The organism is Pedobacter sp. (genome assembly GCF_041645105.1).
GTDB lineage: Bacteria > Bacteroidota > Bacteroidia > Sphingobacteriales > Sphingobacteriaceae > Pedobacter.
The window spans coordinates 321,688-340,988 of sequence record NZ_JBAZQQ010000005.1; the positions used below are offsets into that span (position 1 = coordinate 321,688).

Genomic DNA, 19,301 nt, shown 5'->3' on the forward strand with positions numbered 1-19,301 from the left:
GTTAGTTGTTATTCAGTATTTATTATTTCTTGTTTTTTATGCAGCTTCTGATCACTTGGCAATTGAATTTCATATGCCAATAATGTCTTTGTGTATTTTATATACCTGTTAATCTGTGTTTTGTTTTAGGTCTAAACATTGCTTTTAGCGGTCTAATGAGTTATTGACCCTATAAACCATCGCGCAAGATAGGTACACTAAGGCAAACTCACAAATTTTAGGGGCTTATTGCGCTTGTAACATATTCGTTAAAACTTTTTAGTAGCTTTAATTTGTTTGTCTTTAGGATCTATATAGTATTCATCATTGTTACTGGGCTCATTCTTCAACTCTACATTTTCTACCAGCTTTAGTCGGCCACCAACAAGTTTATATGCATCAAAGCTCAGATCAGATGCATAAAATTCAAAGTTGCCCTCCATTTCAGGAGATAAAGGTGCGAGGTGATCAAATACGATCATTCCTACACTTTTATCTAGTGCGAGGGTCATAGAATTTAATTTGTTGTATTCAAAAACAACCCTGTTTTTAATGGCTTGTCCTTTTACACCATCAACTATATCCTTACCGAATATAGGTTGATTCAGTTTATCAAAAGAAAGTATCTCTATTACCTTTTTTGATGATTTGGCATTGTTTCCTTTCCAACCTAACAATATGTAGAATGGTTGTTTGCCGTTTCCTTTAACCGGAATTATGTCGTAATAACGTGCGCCATACCAGTTTTTATGATCAGTAATCAGGTTGATATCTTTTATGTTACTGGTGCCATCAATAAGTGGAAACATTTTAAGCTCTCCGTCTTTTGTAGCTATTTGTACACTACCAAAAAATCTATATGTGCCATCTGAAAGAGGTAATTGCCAGCTAAAAATCCGCAATGAATTATCCGGCGATTTCAGGATAGAGATTCTTTTTAAGGAGTCAAAAGGAAAGTTAAAAGATGAAGGTGTTTTTAATGCGGCTACCAATGTTTTTATGAATTTTGCATTTGCAAAAGACTGATCTTCATTGTTTGTCGCATTATATATATCATCACTAATCCGTAGGAGGGAGTCTTGATAAGCTTTAAACTGGGCTGTGTTATTAAGGTTATAACTATGCTGTGCCGAGATATTCGTTGCTGCACAGCATAGTGTAAAAAGTATGATCAAAGGTTTTAAAGCCTTCATGATTTAATTTAGGTTTTCTATAACTATTGCACTTGCACCGCCACCACCATTACAAATTCCAGCTACGCCGATTTTGCCATTGTTTTGTGATAAAACGGATAATAAGGTAACTACAATTCTTGCTCCGGAAGCACCCAGTGGGTGACCTAATGAAACAGCACCGCCATTAACGTTTACTTTTTCATCATTGAGTCTTAGTTCTTTATTATTTGCCAGTGAAACTACAGAAAATGCTTCATTGATTTCGAAAAAATCTACTTCGTTTATGTTTTTTCCTGCTTTTATAAGTGCCAAAGGGATGGCTTTAGAAGGAGCTGTCGTGAACCATTCCGGAGCTTGTTGTGCATCAGCATAAGCAAGAATTTTAGCCATAGGTGTTAGTCCAAGTTCTTTAGCCTTATGCGCACTCATTAATACTAAAGCAGCAGCACCATCATTTAAAGTAGAGGCATTTGCTGCGGTTACTGTTCCGTCCTTTTGAAATACAGGTTTAAGATCAGGTATTTTATCAAATTTAACAGCAAAAGGCTCTTCATCTTTGTCAATCAGTGTAACATTACCTTTGCGGTCTTTCACTTCAATTGCAATGATTTCAGAATCGAATTTGCCATTTGCTTGTGCTGCCTGTGATTTTTTATAGGAACTGATGGCAAAAGCATCCTGTTCTTCGCGGCTAAAGCCACATTCTTTGGCACACAATTCGGCTGCAGTACCCATGTGATAATCGTTATAAACATCCCATAGCCCATCTTTTACCAGCCCGTCAGTGATCTGTCCATGACCTAAGCGATAGCCATTTCTAGCTTTGTCCAGGTAATAAGGTACATTACTCATGCTTTCCATACCACCAGCAACAATAATATCATTGTCGCCCAATGCAATACTCTGTGCAGCCAGCATAATTGCTTTGGTCCCTGATGCACAAACTTTATTGATGGTTGTTGAAGGCAGGTCTGGCAGACCCGCAAACTTTGTCGCCTGGGTAGCAGGTGCCTGGCCTAAATTGGCAGACAAAACATTGCCCATATAAACTTCCTGAACATCGTCTGGGTTAATTCCAGCCTTTTCAATAGCGGCTTTAATTGCAAATCCTCCCAGCTGAGTAGCAGAGTAAGCAGATAATGAGCCGCCAAAACTCCCTATTGGGGTACGTACAGCAGATACAATTACAACTTCTTTCATTAATGTTTTTTTAAGTTAGTCTTAGCAAAGTTAAGTATTTACAAGGTATAGGTGTTAATTTGGAGCTAATTTAGCAGTCTTCAAGTTATACTATATCTAAACAGGGTGCAAACAGGGTCTAAACAGGGTGATAACAGGGTCAATCATATAGTTAGGATATAGTTTGAACCGGGTTAATATTATCTATATTTTGATTAAAGTATAAAAGCTGTTTATTCTTTTGTCGAAGTATCTGGGTTAACATATACAATTAAGGTTTGATTGTATGTCAGAATGCTCGCCAACCATTAAAATAGGATATACTGATGAAATTATATTATTTTTGAATTATAATCAACTTATATCGCTTTGGCTAAGATCAGAAAGAATTCTCATAAAGTACTTTACAGGAAGTATTCATCAAACATTAAATATGTGATGATGGTACTTTCAGTTTTGATTATCACGGTGTTTTTACCTAAACAACCCAGGTTTAGGTATGAGTTTGAGAAAGGAACTGTTTGGAAGAATAAGGATCTGGTGTCACCATTTAGTTTCGCTATTCTGAAAACTAGTCCACAAGTAATCATAGACAAAAAAGATGCGCTGGACAATGTTTTACCAATTTATAAATTTAACAGGGACTTGTTTAATGTTGTTGAAGAAGCCTATTTAATTGAATTCGATGTAAAATGGCGATCTAATGCCTTTCCTGAGAACGAGAGTGCCAGTTATAAGCAATCTTCATTCAGGTTGTTAAAGACTATCTATGATAAAGGCATCATTGCTGTAAATATCAGGCACCAGAAAAGTCCATCTGGAAATTATGATTTCTCACTCCTGAATAATAATATTTCCAAAACTGTAAATACGCAGGATGTTTTTACTGTACAATCGGCACTTGCCTATTTCAAGAATAACTTTAAATCGACCAATTTAAAAGAAAAAGAAGTGATTGAAAACCTTGTTGAAGATCACTTGCAGCCTAATATTATTTTTGATGAAAAGCTTACTTCGATTGTGCAGAATAGTACGGTAAGCAGTTTGTCGACTACCCGAGGGATGGTTCAAAAAGGGGAGTTGATCATATCAAAAGACAATGTGGTTGACGATGAGGCCTATCAGAAATTATATTCATTTAAAGAAGCTTATGAAGCTCAGACTAAGACTATAGGGGATAGTAAGGTTGTTTACTTTGGACAAATCCTGTTGGTAGGCTTTATAGTGAGCCTGCTGATGGTATTTCTTAAACTGTTCAGAAAAGATATTTTTGCAGATAACAGGCAGCTTTCTTTGATTCTGTTGGTTATTACTACCATGCTTTTAGCATTAACATGGGCCATTAAGCTTAATTTGCCTAGTCTCTATTACATACCATTTTGTATAGTACCCATTATTATCAGGATATTATTTGATACCAGACTTGCCCTGTACCTACATTTATTGGTTGTACTTATTGCAGGATTCTTTGTGCCAAATAGTTTTGAATTTGTGTTCTATCAAGTCACAGCTGGTATGGTTGCCATTTATAGTATTCGGAATTTAGTAAAGCGTGAGCAATTATTATTGTCTGCTTTATTTATTCTATCTGCCTATTTTATCTCATTCTTTGGAATATCCCTACTAAGGGAAGGTTCATTAACACAAATTGAATGGCTTAATTTTGTGCCATTCATTGTGAGTGTCTTGTTGTCACTGCTGGCCTACCCATTGATTTATGCTTTTGAAAAGATGTTTGGTATTACATCCGATATTGCTTTGATAGAACTTACCAATACCAATAACAGGTTGTTAAGAGAACTTGCTTTTAAAGCACCTGGTACTTTCCAACATTCTTTGCAGGTAGCTAATCTTGCTGAGGCTGCTATCTTTAAAATAGGAGGGAATTCCTTATTGGTAAGGGCAGGAGCATTGTACCATGATATTGGTAAGATAGAGAACCCACAATACTTTATAGAGAACCAAAATACAGGGCTTAGTCCGCACGATAAATTGCCTTATGAGCAAAGTGCTCAGATTATTATTAAGCACGTTCATAAGGGCATTGAAATTACTCGTAAACACCAACTGCCGGAAAGTGTGATTGATTTTATCAGAACACACCATGGAAATACCCGGGTTGATTATTTTTATCAATCATTTTTAAAGAATTCTCCGGAAAAGTTTGTGGACGAAAATATTTTCAGGTACCCTGGACCGATTCCTTTTTCTAAAGAAACTGGTGTTTTAATGTTGGCGGATTCGGTGGAAGCGGCGTCAAGAAGTCTAAAAAATCCGGATGCTCAGAGCATAAATGACCTGGTTGAACGGATAATTAACTACAAATTGGAACAAAATCAGTTAGACAACTGCGATATTACATTAAAAGATATTGAGACTATAAAGTTGATATTCAAGACGATGCTGATGAGTATTTATCATGTGCGAATAGATTATCAACAAACTCTGTAATTTTTTTTTGCAAACATAAATGAATTACTATATTTGCACTCCCTCAACACGGATATGATGAGGTAAAATCGGAGGGATGCCTGAGTGGCCGAAAGGAACAGTTTGCTAAACTGTCGTACTGGCAACGGTACCGAGGGTTCGAATCCCTCTTCCTCCGCTGAAATAAAAAAGAAGTCAAAGTAGGATTTATCAAATATAAATTGTTTCTTTGCACTCCCTTCGAAAAAGGGGAAAACAGATACCAAGTTCGGGGTGTAGCGTAGCCCGGTATCGCGCCTGCTTTGGGAGCAGGAGGTCGTAGGTTCGAATCCTGCCACCCCGACCAAATTACTTGGAAGAGTAATTAAATATTGACCAGTAAAAACAGATACCATTTCGGGGTGTAGCGTAGCCCGGTATCGCGCCTGCTTTGGGAGCAGGAGGTCGTAGGTTCGAATCCTGCCACCCCGACAAACAGAACTATCATTCTGAAGAAAAGGCCTTAAATCTATGATTTAAGGCCTTTTTGCTTTATGCAATATCAATAGATGTTAAGCTTATTGGCTATCGCCTTCATTACTGACAATAACAGCCATCCATTCGAATCTTTTGTGCTAAGTGTTGTTAACATAATTAAGGTAAAACCCCGCGTCAACCACGGGGTTAATTTTATCTGGATTACCCAGTATCTAATCTATTTTATACATAAGCCATTTTTTAACAGTTTTTAAATTCGCAATTATTGGTGCTGGGTTCAATTTGAACGGTAGGATGTTGGATGTTGTATTTCTGCATCAGTTGGATGATTCTATTCATAATATCATGCTCAGATTTTACAATCACATCTGTTGTAACTGCGTGTACAGAGCCTACATTGTAAATGCCATCCAAACTCCAGATGTGTACATCGTGAATATTGGTTACTCCTTCGATTTGATTGAGTACCTCTGTCAATTGAGTTACATCCACATTTTCAGGAACGGATTGTAACATCACTTTCACCGTGGCAATCAGATTTTTAACTGCATTGAAACCTATATATAAGGCAATATTAATGGTTAACAAGCCGTCAATCCAATTCCAACCAGTAAAGTAAATAATCACAGCGCCAATCAAAACTGCGCTCCAACCCATAACATCTTCCAATAAATGTAGCATTATGGATTGACTGTTGTGATTATGTCCACCATGACTATGTCCGTGATGACTATGCCCACCGCCCTTTTTAATTCTAAGGAAGGCAAAGCCATTTACGGCAAGCCCAAGAAATGCCAGCCCTAACATCCCTATACTATGAACTTCTTTTTCTGAAAAGAATGAATGATATCCTGCGAAAATCATCGTTGTCGAACCTGCAAGCAGAAATACAGATAAACCCAATGCGGATAATAATGAAAATCTTTTATAGCCGTAAGAGAATTTTACACTTCGTTTCTTACCCGATAATTTTTCTAAAAGTATGGCAATACCGATTGCAACAGCATCCATTAGATCGTGAAAAGCATCGGCAATGATGGCTGTTGAATTCGTTAAAACACCACCAACTACTTCAACTATGGAAAATGCCAGATTGAGCCAAAAGGCGAAGGATAGAGCATTGTCTTTTGAGTGATCATGCCCTTTGTGTTCATCATTATGGTCGTGTCCCTCGTGTGAATGATTGTGGTCGTGTTTATCGTTGTGATTGTGTTGATGTGTCATTTCTCTTTTATAATAAAATTCCAAAAACTGATTTCTTTTCTGGTTTGAAAAACTAGTTTTTTCACTTGATAAATGCCATAATAATTTCCTAAATCTGATGTTTTATCTTTAAAATAACCAGGTTGAAACAAATTCACAAGGTTAAATAAATCAACCTTATGAATTTCTGTTTTAAGTTCAACGAATCCAGATTCTTCCTCCAAGCATAATAACCTTGTCCGATATAGGTAAAACCATATTTTTCACAATGGTTTTCATCCTTTGGTTTTAGGAAATTTAGTGTTGATGTGCGTGTGATTTTTCTTCGTTTTCGCCTTTCTTTCCTTCTGCTACATCAACGGTAAAATCTGCGGTATGAACTTTTCCGTCTATTTTAAACTGAGCCCACATTCTGTAAACTCCAGCTTTTTCGATGTGTGTTTGTGCAAAAACTGGAAAACGGCTGTCTGATACTGGATGGATGTGCAGAAACTCTTTACCTACCTTGCCAATCATTACGATATGAGCAGATGCACCTAAATATTGTTGCAAATCATTTTCGATTAATTTCTTTCCGTCTTTTTCGATGGAAATTTCCAAATGTTGTGTTTTGTTGGTTTTAAAATCACTTCCATTGGTCAGGGTTACAGTATATCCATCAACTTTTGAGATATATTTTGTCGAAACGTCATTATTAACTGGACTACTCTTTCCTTGCACTTCAATTTCCTTCTTGTTCAAAGTTTGTTCTCCACCGCTCGGTTTAAAATCAGTAAACAGCAAATACTTTCCGCCAGTGGGGAATGTTTCTGAGATTACGTAAGTACCGTCTTTCTGCTCTTCTGGATGGATGTGGCGGAACCAGGTTAAATCTTCACTTACCACCATCAAATGAATTTTCATCTCGTGTGAAATATCCAAGGATACAATTTTTTCCTCTTTTTTAACAGCAAGCATCAACTTAGTTGGTTTTTCTGCTTCCACATTTTGAGGCGATGTGGTCAACTGTACCGCATACGCAGCTGTATTTTCGGGATTAACTGCTTTCAAATCCATACCACATTTAGGGCATTTTTCTCCCTGTTTTCCGGTTACTTCAGGGTGCATTGGGCAAGCGTAAACGCTTTCTTTTTCTGTGTGCTGGTGTGTTGTCATGTCTTTGTTTATTTTATTTTCTGTATTGTTACAGGCTGATAATGTTATTAAGCAAACTGTTAGACTCAACAATGTATTTATTACTGTTCTCATCTTTCTAAATTATTTTATAGGATCAATTTTGAAACCCACTTGCCAATACCTCCAGCTTCATTTAAATAGGAGTGGCTATTGGTGTTTCCCATTTTTCTATATTTTAAATTATTTATTGATTCAAAGTTGAGGTAAATAACACTATTTTAATTACAACTTTTAGGGTTTGATTTGTAAGATTTAATGATTCCAGATCTTGTTCCATATTAGCAGATATAGAAGGTCAATGTCTTAATATTACAGATAATATAGTAGATTTGTCTGCATAATATATCTAATAAGAATTGTGACTTGGCAAGAATATGAGCGAATTATTTGTTAAAAACATGGTCTGTAACCGTTGTATAATGGTAATTCAAAATGAATTGGAAAAACTTGGTTTGGACTTTACAAATATTAAGCTGGGTGAAGTCACCCTTGCAAGAGCACTAACCCCCGACGAAAGAAATTCGTTGGAGGCAGTCTTGGTTCCTTTAGGCTTTCATGTGATTGACGATAAAAAAAGTAGAATCATCGAAAAGATAAAAAACGTTATAATTTATCTTGTACATGATCAGGATAATAGTGCAAAAACCAATCTATCTGACATATTGAGTGACAAACTCAGCCATGAGTACAATTATCTTTCTAATCTATTTTCTGAGGTGGAGGGAATTACAATAGAAAAATATTTTATTGCACAAAAGATTGAAAAAGTAAAAGAACTTTTGGTTTATGATGAGTTATCCTTAAGTGAAATTGCTATCCGTCTAAACTATTCAAGTGTAGGCTATCTGAGTAATCAGTTCAAAAAAGTAACTGGGTTGACACCAAGCCATTTCAAACAGATTCGTGAGAATAAAAGAAAATCATTGGATAAGGTGTAAATCTTACAAATCAAACCCATAATTCTGCAATAGAATTTATTGATCTTCTCGACAACTTTGCAATGTAAAATACAGCAAGATAGTAAGTAATGGTTTGCGTTTGAAATGCAAAAATGAACGCTAACGGACGTATAAAATTCCTAGCATAAAAATATTAGTCAAGATGAAAGTAAACAAATTTACGATAGCGGCATTCGCTTTAATAGCAATATTTGCAGCCTCCTGTAGTAGCGATAATAATAAAGAAAAACATATTCATACTGATGGCCACGGTCAAACAGAGGTTGTTGAAAGTAAAGACATAACAACAATAACAACAAATGAGTATGAAAATGAGTTCGGTCAGGTGGTTGATAAAAATCAGAACCTTATTACTGGATGTCCGTTGCACAAGGAAATGATTGGTTCAGAAGGTGACAAATGTCCTAAGTGCGATTATATGACTATGATACCTATCACATGGCCTTTGAAAGGAATAGATACTATAAGGGTAACTAAACTTGCTGACTATAATCCCTCTGTTGAGCAAGTGAAAAAATAGATTTTATTTTAGTTTTAGAAAAAGCGTTGGTGCGCTCGCAAAACGGTGGTTCCATGATTTCTGGACTGCCGTTTTACATTTTATCTTACTAATAAAGTGAAAGATACTCACTAGTTCTAAATCAATGCCCAAACTTATAAATGTTACAAATTATATAAGCCAAAGTGTATAGTCTTTTTATTATTTGACAGATAGCTTTGCCTGTAGTTATATATACTAAACTAGTAAACCTTCTAATGACTATGAGTGATCTTAAAAATGCAGATCTTGTGCACAAGTCCATCCAAGAGGTAAAACGTATCTTGCTGAATAAAAAAATCCAGGAGCTTAAAATCTCCGATATAGTGTTGGGTATCAAAATTTCAAAAAGCAAGTTTTTCAGCTTTTTTGGCGGAATTAATACAATATTGGAATTGGCGTTAATGGAAGAACTCAATAGCTGTTATCAACTTATTTCTAGCAATATTAAAAATCTGAAAGAAAAAAAGAAGATAATAACAGAACTAAGACAGTTACGAACAATCTACATTAGAAAAAACAAGATACTGTTTAATTATTTCCAATATGCTGCACTTTTACCCAATAGGTATAATGAATTGAAAGAGACTATCTCATTAAATGAAAGAGATTTACTCCTAAGTATTCTTAAAGAAAATGCTGTTGATAGACGATCTTTAAGACTATGGAGGAATATTTTTGGAAGCAAGCTTAAAAATGGATTCCTTTTCTAAGTAAATCACTATTATGGAAAACCTTACAACCCAATATAAAACAGGGATGGTGATGATACCGGATATATCCGGCTTTACAGACTTCGTTATAAATACCAATATGTTTATAGGGAAATACATCACAGAGCACCTCCTGAAATCAATCATAAACAGTAATAACCTCGCTCTCGAAATTTCTGAGATCGAAGGAGATGCCGTACTGTTTTACAAGTATCATAAAATACCTTCTTTTGATGATACAATAGCCCAGATTGAAGTAATGTATAACAACTATAAAAAAGAAGTTGCCCGGCTATCACTACATCTTGCTACGGAAATTCCCTTATCATTGAAAATTATTGTACACTATGGGGTTTTTTCCAAATATAAAATTGGTAGGTTTGAGAAACTTTATGGTACACCCGTTGTGGAAGCCCACAAGATGCTCAAAAACCATATTGCCAAATTTCCACCTTATGCCTTATTCTCGAATGCCTTTTTAGAAGCCAATTTTGAAAAGCCAGCCAGATCTACTGCCGAATATGATAATTGCGACAATTGTATGTACTTCCCGGAAATTGGTTACATACATTATCTGTAATTTCTAAAACCATCCTTCTGTATCGGCAAAATTGGAGCATAAGATCTACTCAGTTCAAAAAGATAGCAAACTGTTAGACCATATGTAATTATATAAATATTTCCCTGAATAGTGTAACAGCAATTTTAATACTCGTTTTAATTTTGAGAATAAATTTTTCGTTATGAAAAGGAACAATACATTACTAATAAAAGGGATGGTTTGTAATCGCTGCATTATTGTATTAAGCGATGAATTATCCAAACTCGGTTTAGATGTTTCGAGTATAAGTTTGGGAGAGGTCATATTAAAAGAGAGTAACAAAACTCCTGTTGATGAAAAAACCTTAAAGGTGGTTTTACAAAAGAATGGATTCGATCTGTTATATGATAAGAATGAGCAATTGATCAGTCAGATTAAACTTGCGGTCGAACAGGGTATCACCGAACAGTCTGAAACCGGAAACCCGGTTAAATTTTCAAAAAGGATTAGTGAGGAATTACGCAGAGACTATGATTCACTGAGCGCTATATTTTCGTTTACACAAGGTGAAACATTGGAAAAGTATATTATACAAAGGAAAATTGATGAAGTAAAAGCCCTTTTAGTTTATACCGATAAGTCGTTGACGGATATAGCGAATGACTTGGGTTATAGCAGTGTAGCTTATCTTTCTCGTCAATTAAAGAAATATACAGGCTTCGATTTTGCTTATTATAAAAGAATAAGACAGGACAAACTGGCTATTATTGAAAAAAGCCTTAAACCAAAAAGCTAGAGTCAATAATCTTATAATTGTATACATCTTTCCGGCAATTGTATAATGACCCATTGCATCCGGCTCTTTAGTTTTGCTGTATTAAAAAAAATACTATGGAAGCAATCACTTTAGATACAAAACACAAACAAACACCAAATAATTATATAAAAAAAACATTCCCGGTTTTGGGAATGACCTGTGCTGCCTGCGCAGTAAGTGTGGAAAGTATGCTTAAGTCGGCTAAAGGTGTCCATAATGCAGGTGTTAATTATGCCAATCAAACCACCTGGGTTGAATATGACGAAACGGTTAAGCCAGAGGATTTACAAAATGTAATGCGAGGTATAGGATATGACCTTATCGTTGATGCTGAAGACCCTGGTCAGGTTCAGGAGGATGCGCAGATCAGACATTATGAAGAGTTAAAACAAAGGACCATCTGGGCAGTGATACTTTCCAGTCCTATAGTGGTCATTGGTATGTTCTTTATGGATCTACCTTATGGCAACTGGATCATGATGGCATTGTCAATACCAGTGGTCTTCTATTTAGGGCGCAGTTATTTTATCACTGCTGTTAAACAAGCCAGGCACGGAAAAGCAAATATGGATACACTGGTTGCTCTTAGTACGGGGATTGCCTTCCTGTTCAGTGCTTTTAATACAATTTATCCTGAGTTTTGGCATCAGCGAGGTCTGCATGCACATGTTTATTTCGAAGCCGCAGCTGTAATTATTGCTTTTATCTCTTTGGGGAAACTGTTAGAAGAAAAGGCCAAATCTAATACCTCATCAGCTATTAAGAAATTAATGGGCATGCAGCCAAAAACGGTGAATGTCATTATCGACGGAATCACGCAAGAAATCCCTATTTCGCAGGTGCAAGTCGGAAATATCATAGTCGTAAAGCCAGGAGAAAAAATACCTGTAGATGGTATGGTCAATGATGGAAGTTCTTATGTAGATGAGAGTATGATTAGTGGTGAACCTATTGCTGTTGCTAAAACAAAAGGTGAAAAAGTATTTGCGGGTACCATCAATCAGAAAGGTAGTTTTGAGTTTAAAGCTGAAAAAGTAGGTGGTGATACAATTCTTGCACAGATCATTAAGATGGTACAAGAGGCGCAGGGCAGTAAGGCTCCTGTACAAAAACTGGTGGATAAAATTGCAGGAATATTCGTACCTGTAGTCATTGGTATTGCTATACTTACTTTTAGCATCTGGATGCTGGTAGGTGGTGAAGCCGCTTTTACCCATGCCTTACTCACTTCAGTGACCGTGCTGGTGATTGCATGTCCATGTGCGCTGGGACTTGCAACCCCGACTGCGATCATGGTTGGCGTTGGAAAAGGTGCAGAGAATAATATCCTGATTAAGGATGCAGAAAGTCTGGAACTGGGCCATAAAGTGAATGCGATCATTCTGGATAAAACTGGTACTATTACAGAAGGCAGGCCTGTTGTTACAGATGTGATCTGGACAAATGCAACGACAGACCATCAGCTCAATAAACAGATTTTATTTGCTATGGAAGCTCAGTCTGAGCATCCACTTGCTGAGGCAGTGATCAAACATTTAAAAGAAGAATCAGTGACAACTGTACGTTTAACGCAATTTGAAAGTATCACCGGCAAAGGAGTAAAAGCAGTGCATCAGGACGTTTCCTATTTTATCGGCAATAAGGCTTTGATGGATGAATATGGAATTGGCTTGAGCCAGGATATGCTCATTCAGGCCGAGGTATGGCAGGAGGAAGCTAAAACCGTAGTTTATTTTACAGATGGAAAAAATGGGCTTGCAGTTATAGCTATTGCTGATAAAATCAAGTCTACTTCACAAGAGGCTATTGAGACACTCCAAAATAGGGGCATCGAAGTTTATATGCTTACCGGAGATAATCAGCAAACCGCTGCTGCTGTAGCTAAACAAGTGGGATTAAAGCATTATAAAGCAGGAGTAATGCCTTCAGATAAGGCAAACTTTGTAAAAGAACTACAATCGCAAGGGAAAATAGTAGCGATGGTTGGTGATGGTATTAACGATAGTCACGCTCTTGCACAGGCCGATGTCAGCATTGCGATGGGTAGGGGCTCTGACATTGCGATGGATGTTGCGAAGATGACCTTAATCACTTCCGACCTGAACATGGTACCGAAAGCATTAAAACTTTCAGGCAAAACAGTAAATACCATCAAGCAGAATTTATTCTGGGCCTTTATTTATAACCTCATCGGCATTCCTATTGCAGCTGGTTTATTGTATCCTATAAATGGTTTTTTACTGGATCCTATGATTGCTGGTGCAGCAATGGCTTTAAGCTCAGTTTCGGTGGTCAGCAATAGTTTACGCTTAAAGACCGCAAAGTTGTAAAATCAACTTCCCATCTTTTCTAATGCCCGGCCAAAAACCGGGTTTTTTCTTTAATATTTCTGCAAAAATTTTATAAATCTTACCTGCAATAGTATAAAGCATAGGGTAGTAATGCATCCTAAATTTACACCCATTAAAACAACTATTTATTCCACCATTATTTAATCAATCATGTTAAAAGATACAAATAAACTAAAAGTCCTTTTCCTTCCTATACTCTTCAGTATGTTGCTGATTGCCTGCAATGGTAATAAAGAACAAACGCAAAAGGAGGCAGCCGATCCAGCTGCTGCGGCTGCCAGTAAATTAGAAGTGGATGTGATCGTCGTAAGTGAGGAGAGCCTGGATCAGGAAGAAGTGATTGTGGGCACTATGACCCCTTACAGGGAAGTCTCCATTGTTAGTGAAATCGCCCAAAAGATTATCCATGTCGCTTTTCAGGACGGTGGATCTGTCAGTAAGGGACAATTGCTCTATAAGCTAAACGATGCTGATCTGAAAGCCCGGTTAAAGGGATTGAATTCGGAATTAAAATTAGCCCGCCTGAATGAACAAAGGATAGGTAATCTACTGAAAACGGAAACGGTAAATCAGCAGCAGTACGATGAGACAGCGGTGAAATTACAGTCGCTGGAGGCACAGCGGGAACAGCTACAGGTGGAATTGAACAAGACTGAGATCAGAGCTCCTTTTTCAGGAAAGATTGGTATTTCAAATCTGGATCCGGGTGCTTTTGTCTCACCGGGTACGGAACTGGTTAGCCTACAGGATCAGGGTACTGTTAAAATCAATTTTTCTGTACCGGAAAAGTACCTTCCACTGGTTAAAACAGGTGGTAAAATTAATTTTACAACAGCACTTTCTGATCAGCAACAGGTCGCAACGATTCTAGCTACAGAACCTGGGCTTAATGCTCAAAACAGAGCACTAAAGGTACAAGCTAATGCAGGTAATCCTGGCGGAAAATTCAGAGCAGGTTTGTCTGTAAAGATCCATTTCCCGACATCACTAAAAGATGCAAAAGCGATTAACTTACCAACTGAAGCACTTATTCCTAGCGGAGAGGGATATAGCGTTTTTGTGCTTGAAAATGGTGTTGCTAAGTCAAAGCCCGTGAGTATTGGCAACCGCACTGAAACTTCAGCTATTATTATCTCTGGTTTAAATAATAGAGACAGTGTCATTGTATCTAATCTTCTTCGTCTAGGTGATGGCATGCCGGTTCAGGCTGTTGTTGCCAAATAATCTATTTCAAATTTAAAAACATGAGTTTAACATCATTAAGTATAAAAAAACCGGTTCTGGCAGGTGTATTTTCTGCCTTTATCGTTATTATGGGTATTGTTGGGTGGAACTACCTGGGCGTAAGGGAGTATCCCCTCACAGAACCACCTGTGATCTCGGTTGTCACTTATTATCCGGGTGCGAGCCCTGATGTAATTGCTTCCAAGATTACCAAACCTATGGAAGAATCTATTGCTGAATCTAACGGCGTCAGAACAATTTCTTCTGAATCCAGGGAGCAGGTTAGTGTCATTTCCATAGAATTTAACCGGGACATCGATCTGGAAGATGCGTTGAACGATGTACGCGATAAAGTAGCCAAATCCAGAAAACAGCTTCCCGCAGATGTAGACCCACCTGTGGTGGCAAAAGCTTCCTCACCGGATAATCTGGTTGCCTTCTTAGAGGTAGAAAGCGATACCAAGGACATCAGAGAAGTAAGTCATCTTGCCTCTACGACGATAAAGGACAGAATGCAGTCAATTCCCGGGGTAAACAGTGTTGCAGTTGTTGGTGAACACAAGTACGCCATGCGACTTCGGTTTGATCCCACCAAACTGGCGGCTTATATGCTTACTCCTGAAGACATCCGACAGGCATTAGCAAGAGAAAATCTTGATCTGCCCTCCGGTAGAATAGAAGGTGCAAACAATGAGCTAAGTGTTCGTACGCTCGGACGTTTAACTACTGCAGAGGACTTTAATGAAATGATCATTAAACGTGAGGGGAACACTGTAATAAGGTTAAAAGATATCGGCTCTGCAAAACTGGGAGAAGAAAATGAGCGAACCGCAATTATCAATGAAACCGGCAATTTAAACCGGATCGGGGTCGGCATTGCCATCCAGATCCAGCGTGGTGCTAACGCGATTAAGGTAGTGGATGAGTTTAATATCAGACTAGAACAATTACGTAAGGAAATACCAAAAGAATACCGGCTGATTGTTGGTTTCGATTTCACGAGTCCTGTGCGTAAGTCGATCGCAGAAGTAGAAGAGACACTTTTCATCGCCTTCGGTTTGGTCGTGCTGATTATTTTTCTTTTCCTCAGGGATTGGCGCTCTACGATTATACCTGTGTTGGCAATTCCTGTCTCCATTCTCTCCGCATTTTTCATTATGTATGTAGCAGGGTTTTCCATCAATGTACTCACACTATTAGGATTAGTGCTTGCGATCGGTTTGGTGGTTGATGATGCGATTGTGGTGCTGGAAAATATCTATAAAAAAATTGAAGAAGGCATGTCGCCCATTCAGGCTGCTTTTAAAGGGTCTAAAGAGATCTATTTCGCTGTAATCTCCACAACTATTACCCTGGCAGCTGTATTTATGCCCATTATTTTTATGGGTGGAATCAGTGGGCAGTTGTTTAAAGAATTTGCTATTGTGGTATCGGGTTCCGTACTGGTATCCGCTTTTGTTGCCCTAACGCTCACGCCTATGCTCAGCGCTTTCTTATTGAAAAAGAGTGATAAGCCCAATTGGTTGCACCGCAATACAGAGCCTTTTTTCATCCGATTAAATAACGGATATGCACGTTTACTAACCGCTTTTATGAAGCGCCGATGGTTAGCCCCTATATTCTTAATCGGGACTGCCAGTCTAATTTATTTTGTTGGGAAAAAGCTGCCTTCTGAGCTTGCGCCGATAGAAGACCGGTCCAACATGAGTTTAATTGCTATTGCCCCAGAAGGTGTCTCGTTTGATTACATGCAAAAACGAATGACCGAAGTGGGGAAATATGTGAACGACTCTACGGGTAGCAGATTATATCAAACGTATTCTATGGTCGGTATTTCTTTTATTCCGGCACCGGCACCAGTTAATATTGCTGTTCAGAGTATTTATCTAAATGATCCTAAAGAAGGTCAACCCAGTGCCCAGGATTTATACAATCAATATGGAATGGCTTCGTCGAAATTTAAAGGTTTCCTTTTATTTCCTTACCTGCCACCCACAATAGGCACACGTTATGGCGGCGGTATGCCAATACAGTATGTGCTTCAGGCTCCAACGCTGGATAGTCTGAAACAAGTACTTCCGGAATTTTTGGCTGCAGCGAGGCAGAGTAAAAAGCTCATGTTCGTAGATGCTGACCTGAAAATCAATAAACCCGAACTAAAGATAAATATAGACAGGCAAAAAGCAGCATTAATGGGTGTTTCAATACAGGAAGTATCCAGGGCTTTACAACTTTCATTCTCTGGCCAGCGTTATGGTTATTTTTTACGATCAGAAAGGCAATATGAAGTGATCGGTCAGGTAGAGCGTAAAAACAGAAACGACATTAGTGATTTGCGTTCTATCTATGTCCGTTCTACGGATAACCAGATGATCTCTTTGGATAACCTGGTTACCATTGAAGAAGGGATCAGTCCGGCAGCGATTTATCGATATGATCAATATACTTCAGCATCCATTTCTGCAGGATTAGCACCGGGGGTAAGTCTTGCAGAGGGTATTGAAGAAATGGCACGTATCAAAAAGGAGGTCTTGAATGAAAGCTTCAGAACGAGTTTAGCTGGTCAGTCCAGAGACTACGAAGAAAGCCAGGGCAATATCACTTCTACACTCATTTTAGCCTTGTTACTTGTATACATGATTATGGCAGCACAATTTGAAAGTCTTCGTGACCCACTCATCATCATGCTGACGGTACCGATGGCCATAACAGGTGCAATCCTTAGCCTATACTGGTTTGACCAGAGTTTAAATGTGTTCAGCCAGATCGGAATCATCACCCTGGTAGGATTGATTACCAAGAATGGTATCCTGATTGTAGAATTTGCCAATCATTTGAAAGAACAAGGACTTTCAAAATATGATGCTGCGATACAAGCAGGGATACAACGCTTCAGGCCAATTCTAATGACTTCTTTGGCGATGATATTCGGTGCACTGCCAATTGCTATGCACGTTAACAGCCGTCAATCACTTGGAATTGTAATTGCAGGAGGACTAACCTTTGCGGGAATTCTTACCCTGTTTATTATCCCTGCAGTTTATTCTTACCTGTCGGGAACCAAGCGTAAAGAGGCTGTGGAAGAAGAGAATGAAGAAATGGAATCAGCTAATGGTGACCTATTAAAACAAAAATAATGAAAACGAAATTTTTAAATATACCAATGGCTTTGCTGCTAATGTTTTCAGGCGAAGTTTTACATGCCCAGGAAAAAAAGTTAAGTCTTGCAGAGGCATTAGCGATGGCTGCAAATGGCAATAAGGAACTCCAGGTACAAACGCTGGAGGAAATTCGATATAAAGAGATTACCCGGGAATCGCAAAGCCGTCTGCTACCTAATATTTCGGCAAATGCAGCTTATTCCCGATACTTTGACCGACAGGTTATCTTTCTTCCAGGCTCATTTGCAGGTACTGACAAAGCCGTACAGGATGTTGCGGTGGGAGGAAAAAATGCTTTCAATGGTTTTTTATCGTTAAATCAGCCGTTGTTGATGGAAACTGCTCGTCGCCAAAAGCAAGCCGCTGTGATCAATGAAAAAATTCAGAAAGAAAAAACTACTGATCTGCAAAGCCAACTGGCTTTTCAGATCTCAGCGAGTTATTTTACGCTGCTGTTGATGAACAACCAGCTCAGTTTACAGCAGCAAAGTTTATCGCGGAATACCAGAGCACTGGAAGATACCCGGGCATTGTTTGCACAGGGACGAAGTCTGAAAGTAGACACTTTAAGAAGCTTTATTGCTGTGGAGAACCTAAAGTCTTCCATATCCTATTTGAAAAACAACATCGAGGTAAGTGGCATTCAGCTGAAAAGACTGATTGGTTTAAATGATATGGCAGAAATAAAGCCGACGGATAGCCTAAATGTAAACTCCGATCAAGCTGAATTTTATACGCTGGATCAGGCTTTAAAAACAGCGGAACTGAACCGTCATGATCTAAAATTGCAAAGACTTTCTGTGGAACAGGGGGAAAAGCAATTGTCTGTTAGCAAAGCGGAGCGCCTGCCTCAGGCTTCATTTATAGGCCAGTACCAGTTGCAGGCACAAGCAGATAACCTTAACCTGGGGAATTATACTGTGCCACGTACTTCATTTCTGGGGTTGCAGCTTACGGTTCCAATTTTTAACGGAAACCGTACTGGTTCTCAGATCAATCAAGCCAGGATTAAGATAAGGCAGGAAAAAATCAAATTAGATGACCTGAAGGAGGAAATGAATGCAGAATTAGCAGCCATAATCAGCCGCTGGAAAGAGGCTAATGCACAACTAAGTGTTCAAAAAACAACTGTAGGAGCAGCAGAATTAAGTTACATCATGATGAACGATCGTTACAAGAATGGGTTAAGTTCCAGGCTTGAGTTAACAGATGCCGAATTGGCCTTAACGCAAGGGAAGATAAACTATTTACAGGCGGTGTATAATCTTAAGGTACTGCATGTTGAATTACAGCGATCGCTAGGCTTGTTAAAACTACAATAAATACACCAAAACTCTATAACATATTCCGGTAATAGTATAAAATCCTAGCTTCGGTG

The 19,301-nt window shown here is 38.2% G+C and carries 15 protein-coding genes and 3 tRNA genes; 13 read left to right on the forward strand and 5 right to left on the reverse strand.

The features are described from left to right. Positions 1–248: 248 nt before the first annotated feature. Both WC623_RS17245 and WC623_RS17250 read right to left on the reverse strand, forming a co-directional pair. Positions 249–1,172, reverse strand: coding sequence for a hypothetical protein (locus WC623_RS17245; protein WP_372853339.1), 924 nt, complete (start codon positions 1,170–1,172; stop codon positions 249–251). Positions 1,173–1,175: 3 nt separating this feature from the next. After that, entirely contained in the window at positions 1,176–2,354 is a 1,179-nt protein-coding gene (locus WC623_RS17250; RefSeq protein WP_372853341.1) for an acetyl-CoA C-acyltransferase, read from the reverse strand. Positions 2,355–2,702: 348 nt separating this feature from the next. Between WC623_RS17250 and WC623_RS17255 the strand changes: the two genes are divergently transcribed. The 4 genes from WC623_RS17255 to WC623_RS17270 all read left to right on the forward strand — a co-directional run bounded on the left by WC623_RS17255 (position 2,703) and on the right by WC623_RS17270 (position 5,234). After that, positions 2,703–4,784: an HD family phosphohydrolase gene (locus WC623_RS17255; protein WP_372853343.1), complete on the forward strand. Its 2,082-nt coding sequence runs from the start codon at positions 2,703–2,705 to the stop codon at positions 4,782–4,784. A 70-nt stretch (positions 4,785–4,854) separates the two neighbouring features. Next, positions 4,855–4,941, forward strand: a tRNA-Ser gene (locus WC623_RS17260). Between the two features lie 91 nt (positions 4,942–5,032). After that, positions 5,033–5,109, forward strand: a tRNA-Pro gene (locus tag WC623_RS17265). A 51-nt stretch (positions 5,110–5,160) separates the two neighbouring features. Then, a tRNA-Pro gene (locus WC623_RS17270) sits at positions 5,161–5,234 on the forward strand. A 246-nt stretch (positions 5,235–5,480) separates the two neighbouring features. Here WC623_RS17270 and WC623_RS17275 read toward each other — a convergent pair. The 3 genes from WC623_RS17275 to WC623_RS17285 form a co-directional block, all read right to left on the reverse strand. Continuing rightward, positions 5,481–6,464, reverse strand: coding sequence for a cation diffusion facilitator family transporter (locus WC623_RS17275; protein ID WP_372853345.1), 984 nt, complete (start codon positions 6,462–6,464; stop codon positions 5,481–5,483). Next, complete coding sequence (locus WC623_RS17280) at positions 6,461–6,667, reverse strand: hypothetical protein (RefSeq protein ID WP_372853347.1); 207 nt, start codon at positions 6,665–6,667, stop codon at positions 6,461–6,463. Before WC623_RS17280 ends, WC623_RS17275 begins: the two co-directional genes overlap by 4 nt. Positions 6,668–6,740: 73 nt before the next feature. After that, entirely contained in the window at positions 6,741–7,691 is a 951-nt protein-coding gene (locus WC623_RS17285; RefSeq protein WP_372853349.1) for a heavy metal-binding domain-containing protein, read from the reverse strand. Positions 7,692–7,993: 302 nt separating this feature from the next. Here WC623_RS17285 and WC623_RS17290 point away from each other — a divergent pair, with 302 nt between their 5' ends. The 9 genes from WC623_RS17290 to WC623_RS17330 all read left to right on the forward strand — a co-directional run bounded on the left by WC623_RS17290 (position 7,994) and on the right by WC623_RS17330 (position 19,245). Further along, complete coding sequence (locus tag WC623_RS17290) at positions 7,994–8,557, forward strand: helix-turn-helix domain-containing protein (protein ID WP_372853351.1); 564 nt, start codon at positions 7,994–7,996, stop codon at positions 8,555–8,557. A gap of 163 nt (positions 8,558–8,720) precedes the next feature. Further along, on the forward strand, positions 8,721–9,098 hold the full coding sequence (locus WC623_RS17295; RefSeq protein ID WP_372853353.1) for a hypothetical protein: 378 nt from the start codon (positions 8,721–8,723) through the stop codon (positions 9,096–9,098). A gap of 242 nt (positions 9,099–9,340) precedes the next feature. Beyond that, complete coding sequence (locus WC623_RS17300) at positions 9,341–9,829, forward strand: hypothetical protein (protein WP_372853356.1); 489 nt, start codon at positions 9,341–9,343, stop codon at positions 9,827–9,829. Positions 9,830–9,842: 13 nt separating this feature from the next. Then, a complete protein-coding gene (locus tag WC623_RS17305) occupies positions 9,843–10,409 on the forward strand; it encodes a DUF2652 domain-containing protein (protein ID WP_372853359.1) in 567 nt (188 codons plus the stop codon). A 163-nt stretch (positions 10,410–10,572) separates the two neighbouring features. Beyond that, positions 10,573–11,166 carry a helix-turn-helix domain-containing protein gene (locus WC623_RS17310; RefSeq protein WP_372853361.1) on the forward strand — a complete coding sequence of 198 codons (594 nt, stop codon included), beginning with the start codon at positions 10,573–10,575 and terminating at the stop codon, positions 11,164–11,166. Positions 11,167–11,261: 95 nt separating this feature from the next. Further along, the gene (locus WC623_RS17315) at positions 11,262–13,517 is read left to right on the forward strand and encodes a heavy metal translocating P-type ATPase (RefSeq protein WP_372853365.1); all 2,256 of its coding nucleotides are present in this window, start codon (positions 11,262–11,264) and stop codon (positions 13,515–13,517) included. A gap of 171 nt (positions 13,518–13,688) precedes the next feature. After that, on the forward strand, positions 13,689–14,762 hold the full coding sequence (locus WC623_RS17320) for an efflux RND transporter periplasmic adaptor subunit (protein WP_372853367.1): 1,074 nt from the start codon (positions 13,689–13,691) through the stop codon (positions 14,760–14,762). A 20-nt stretch (positions 14,763–14,782) separates the two neighbouring features. Then, complete coding sequence (locus WC623_RS17325) at positions 14,783–17,899, forward strand: efflux RND transporter permease subunit (protein WP_372853369.1); 3,117 nt, start codon at positions 14,783–14,785, stop codon at positions 17,897–17,899. Beyond that, complete coding sequence (locus WC623_RS17330) at positions 17,899–19,245, forward strand: TolC family protein (RefSeq protein WP_372853371.1); 1,347 nt, start codon at positions 17,899–17,901, stop codon at positions 19,243–19,245. Before WC623_RS17325 ends, WC623_RS17330 begins: the two co-directional genes overlap by 1 nt. Positions 19,246–19,301 lie beyond the last annotated feature (56 nt).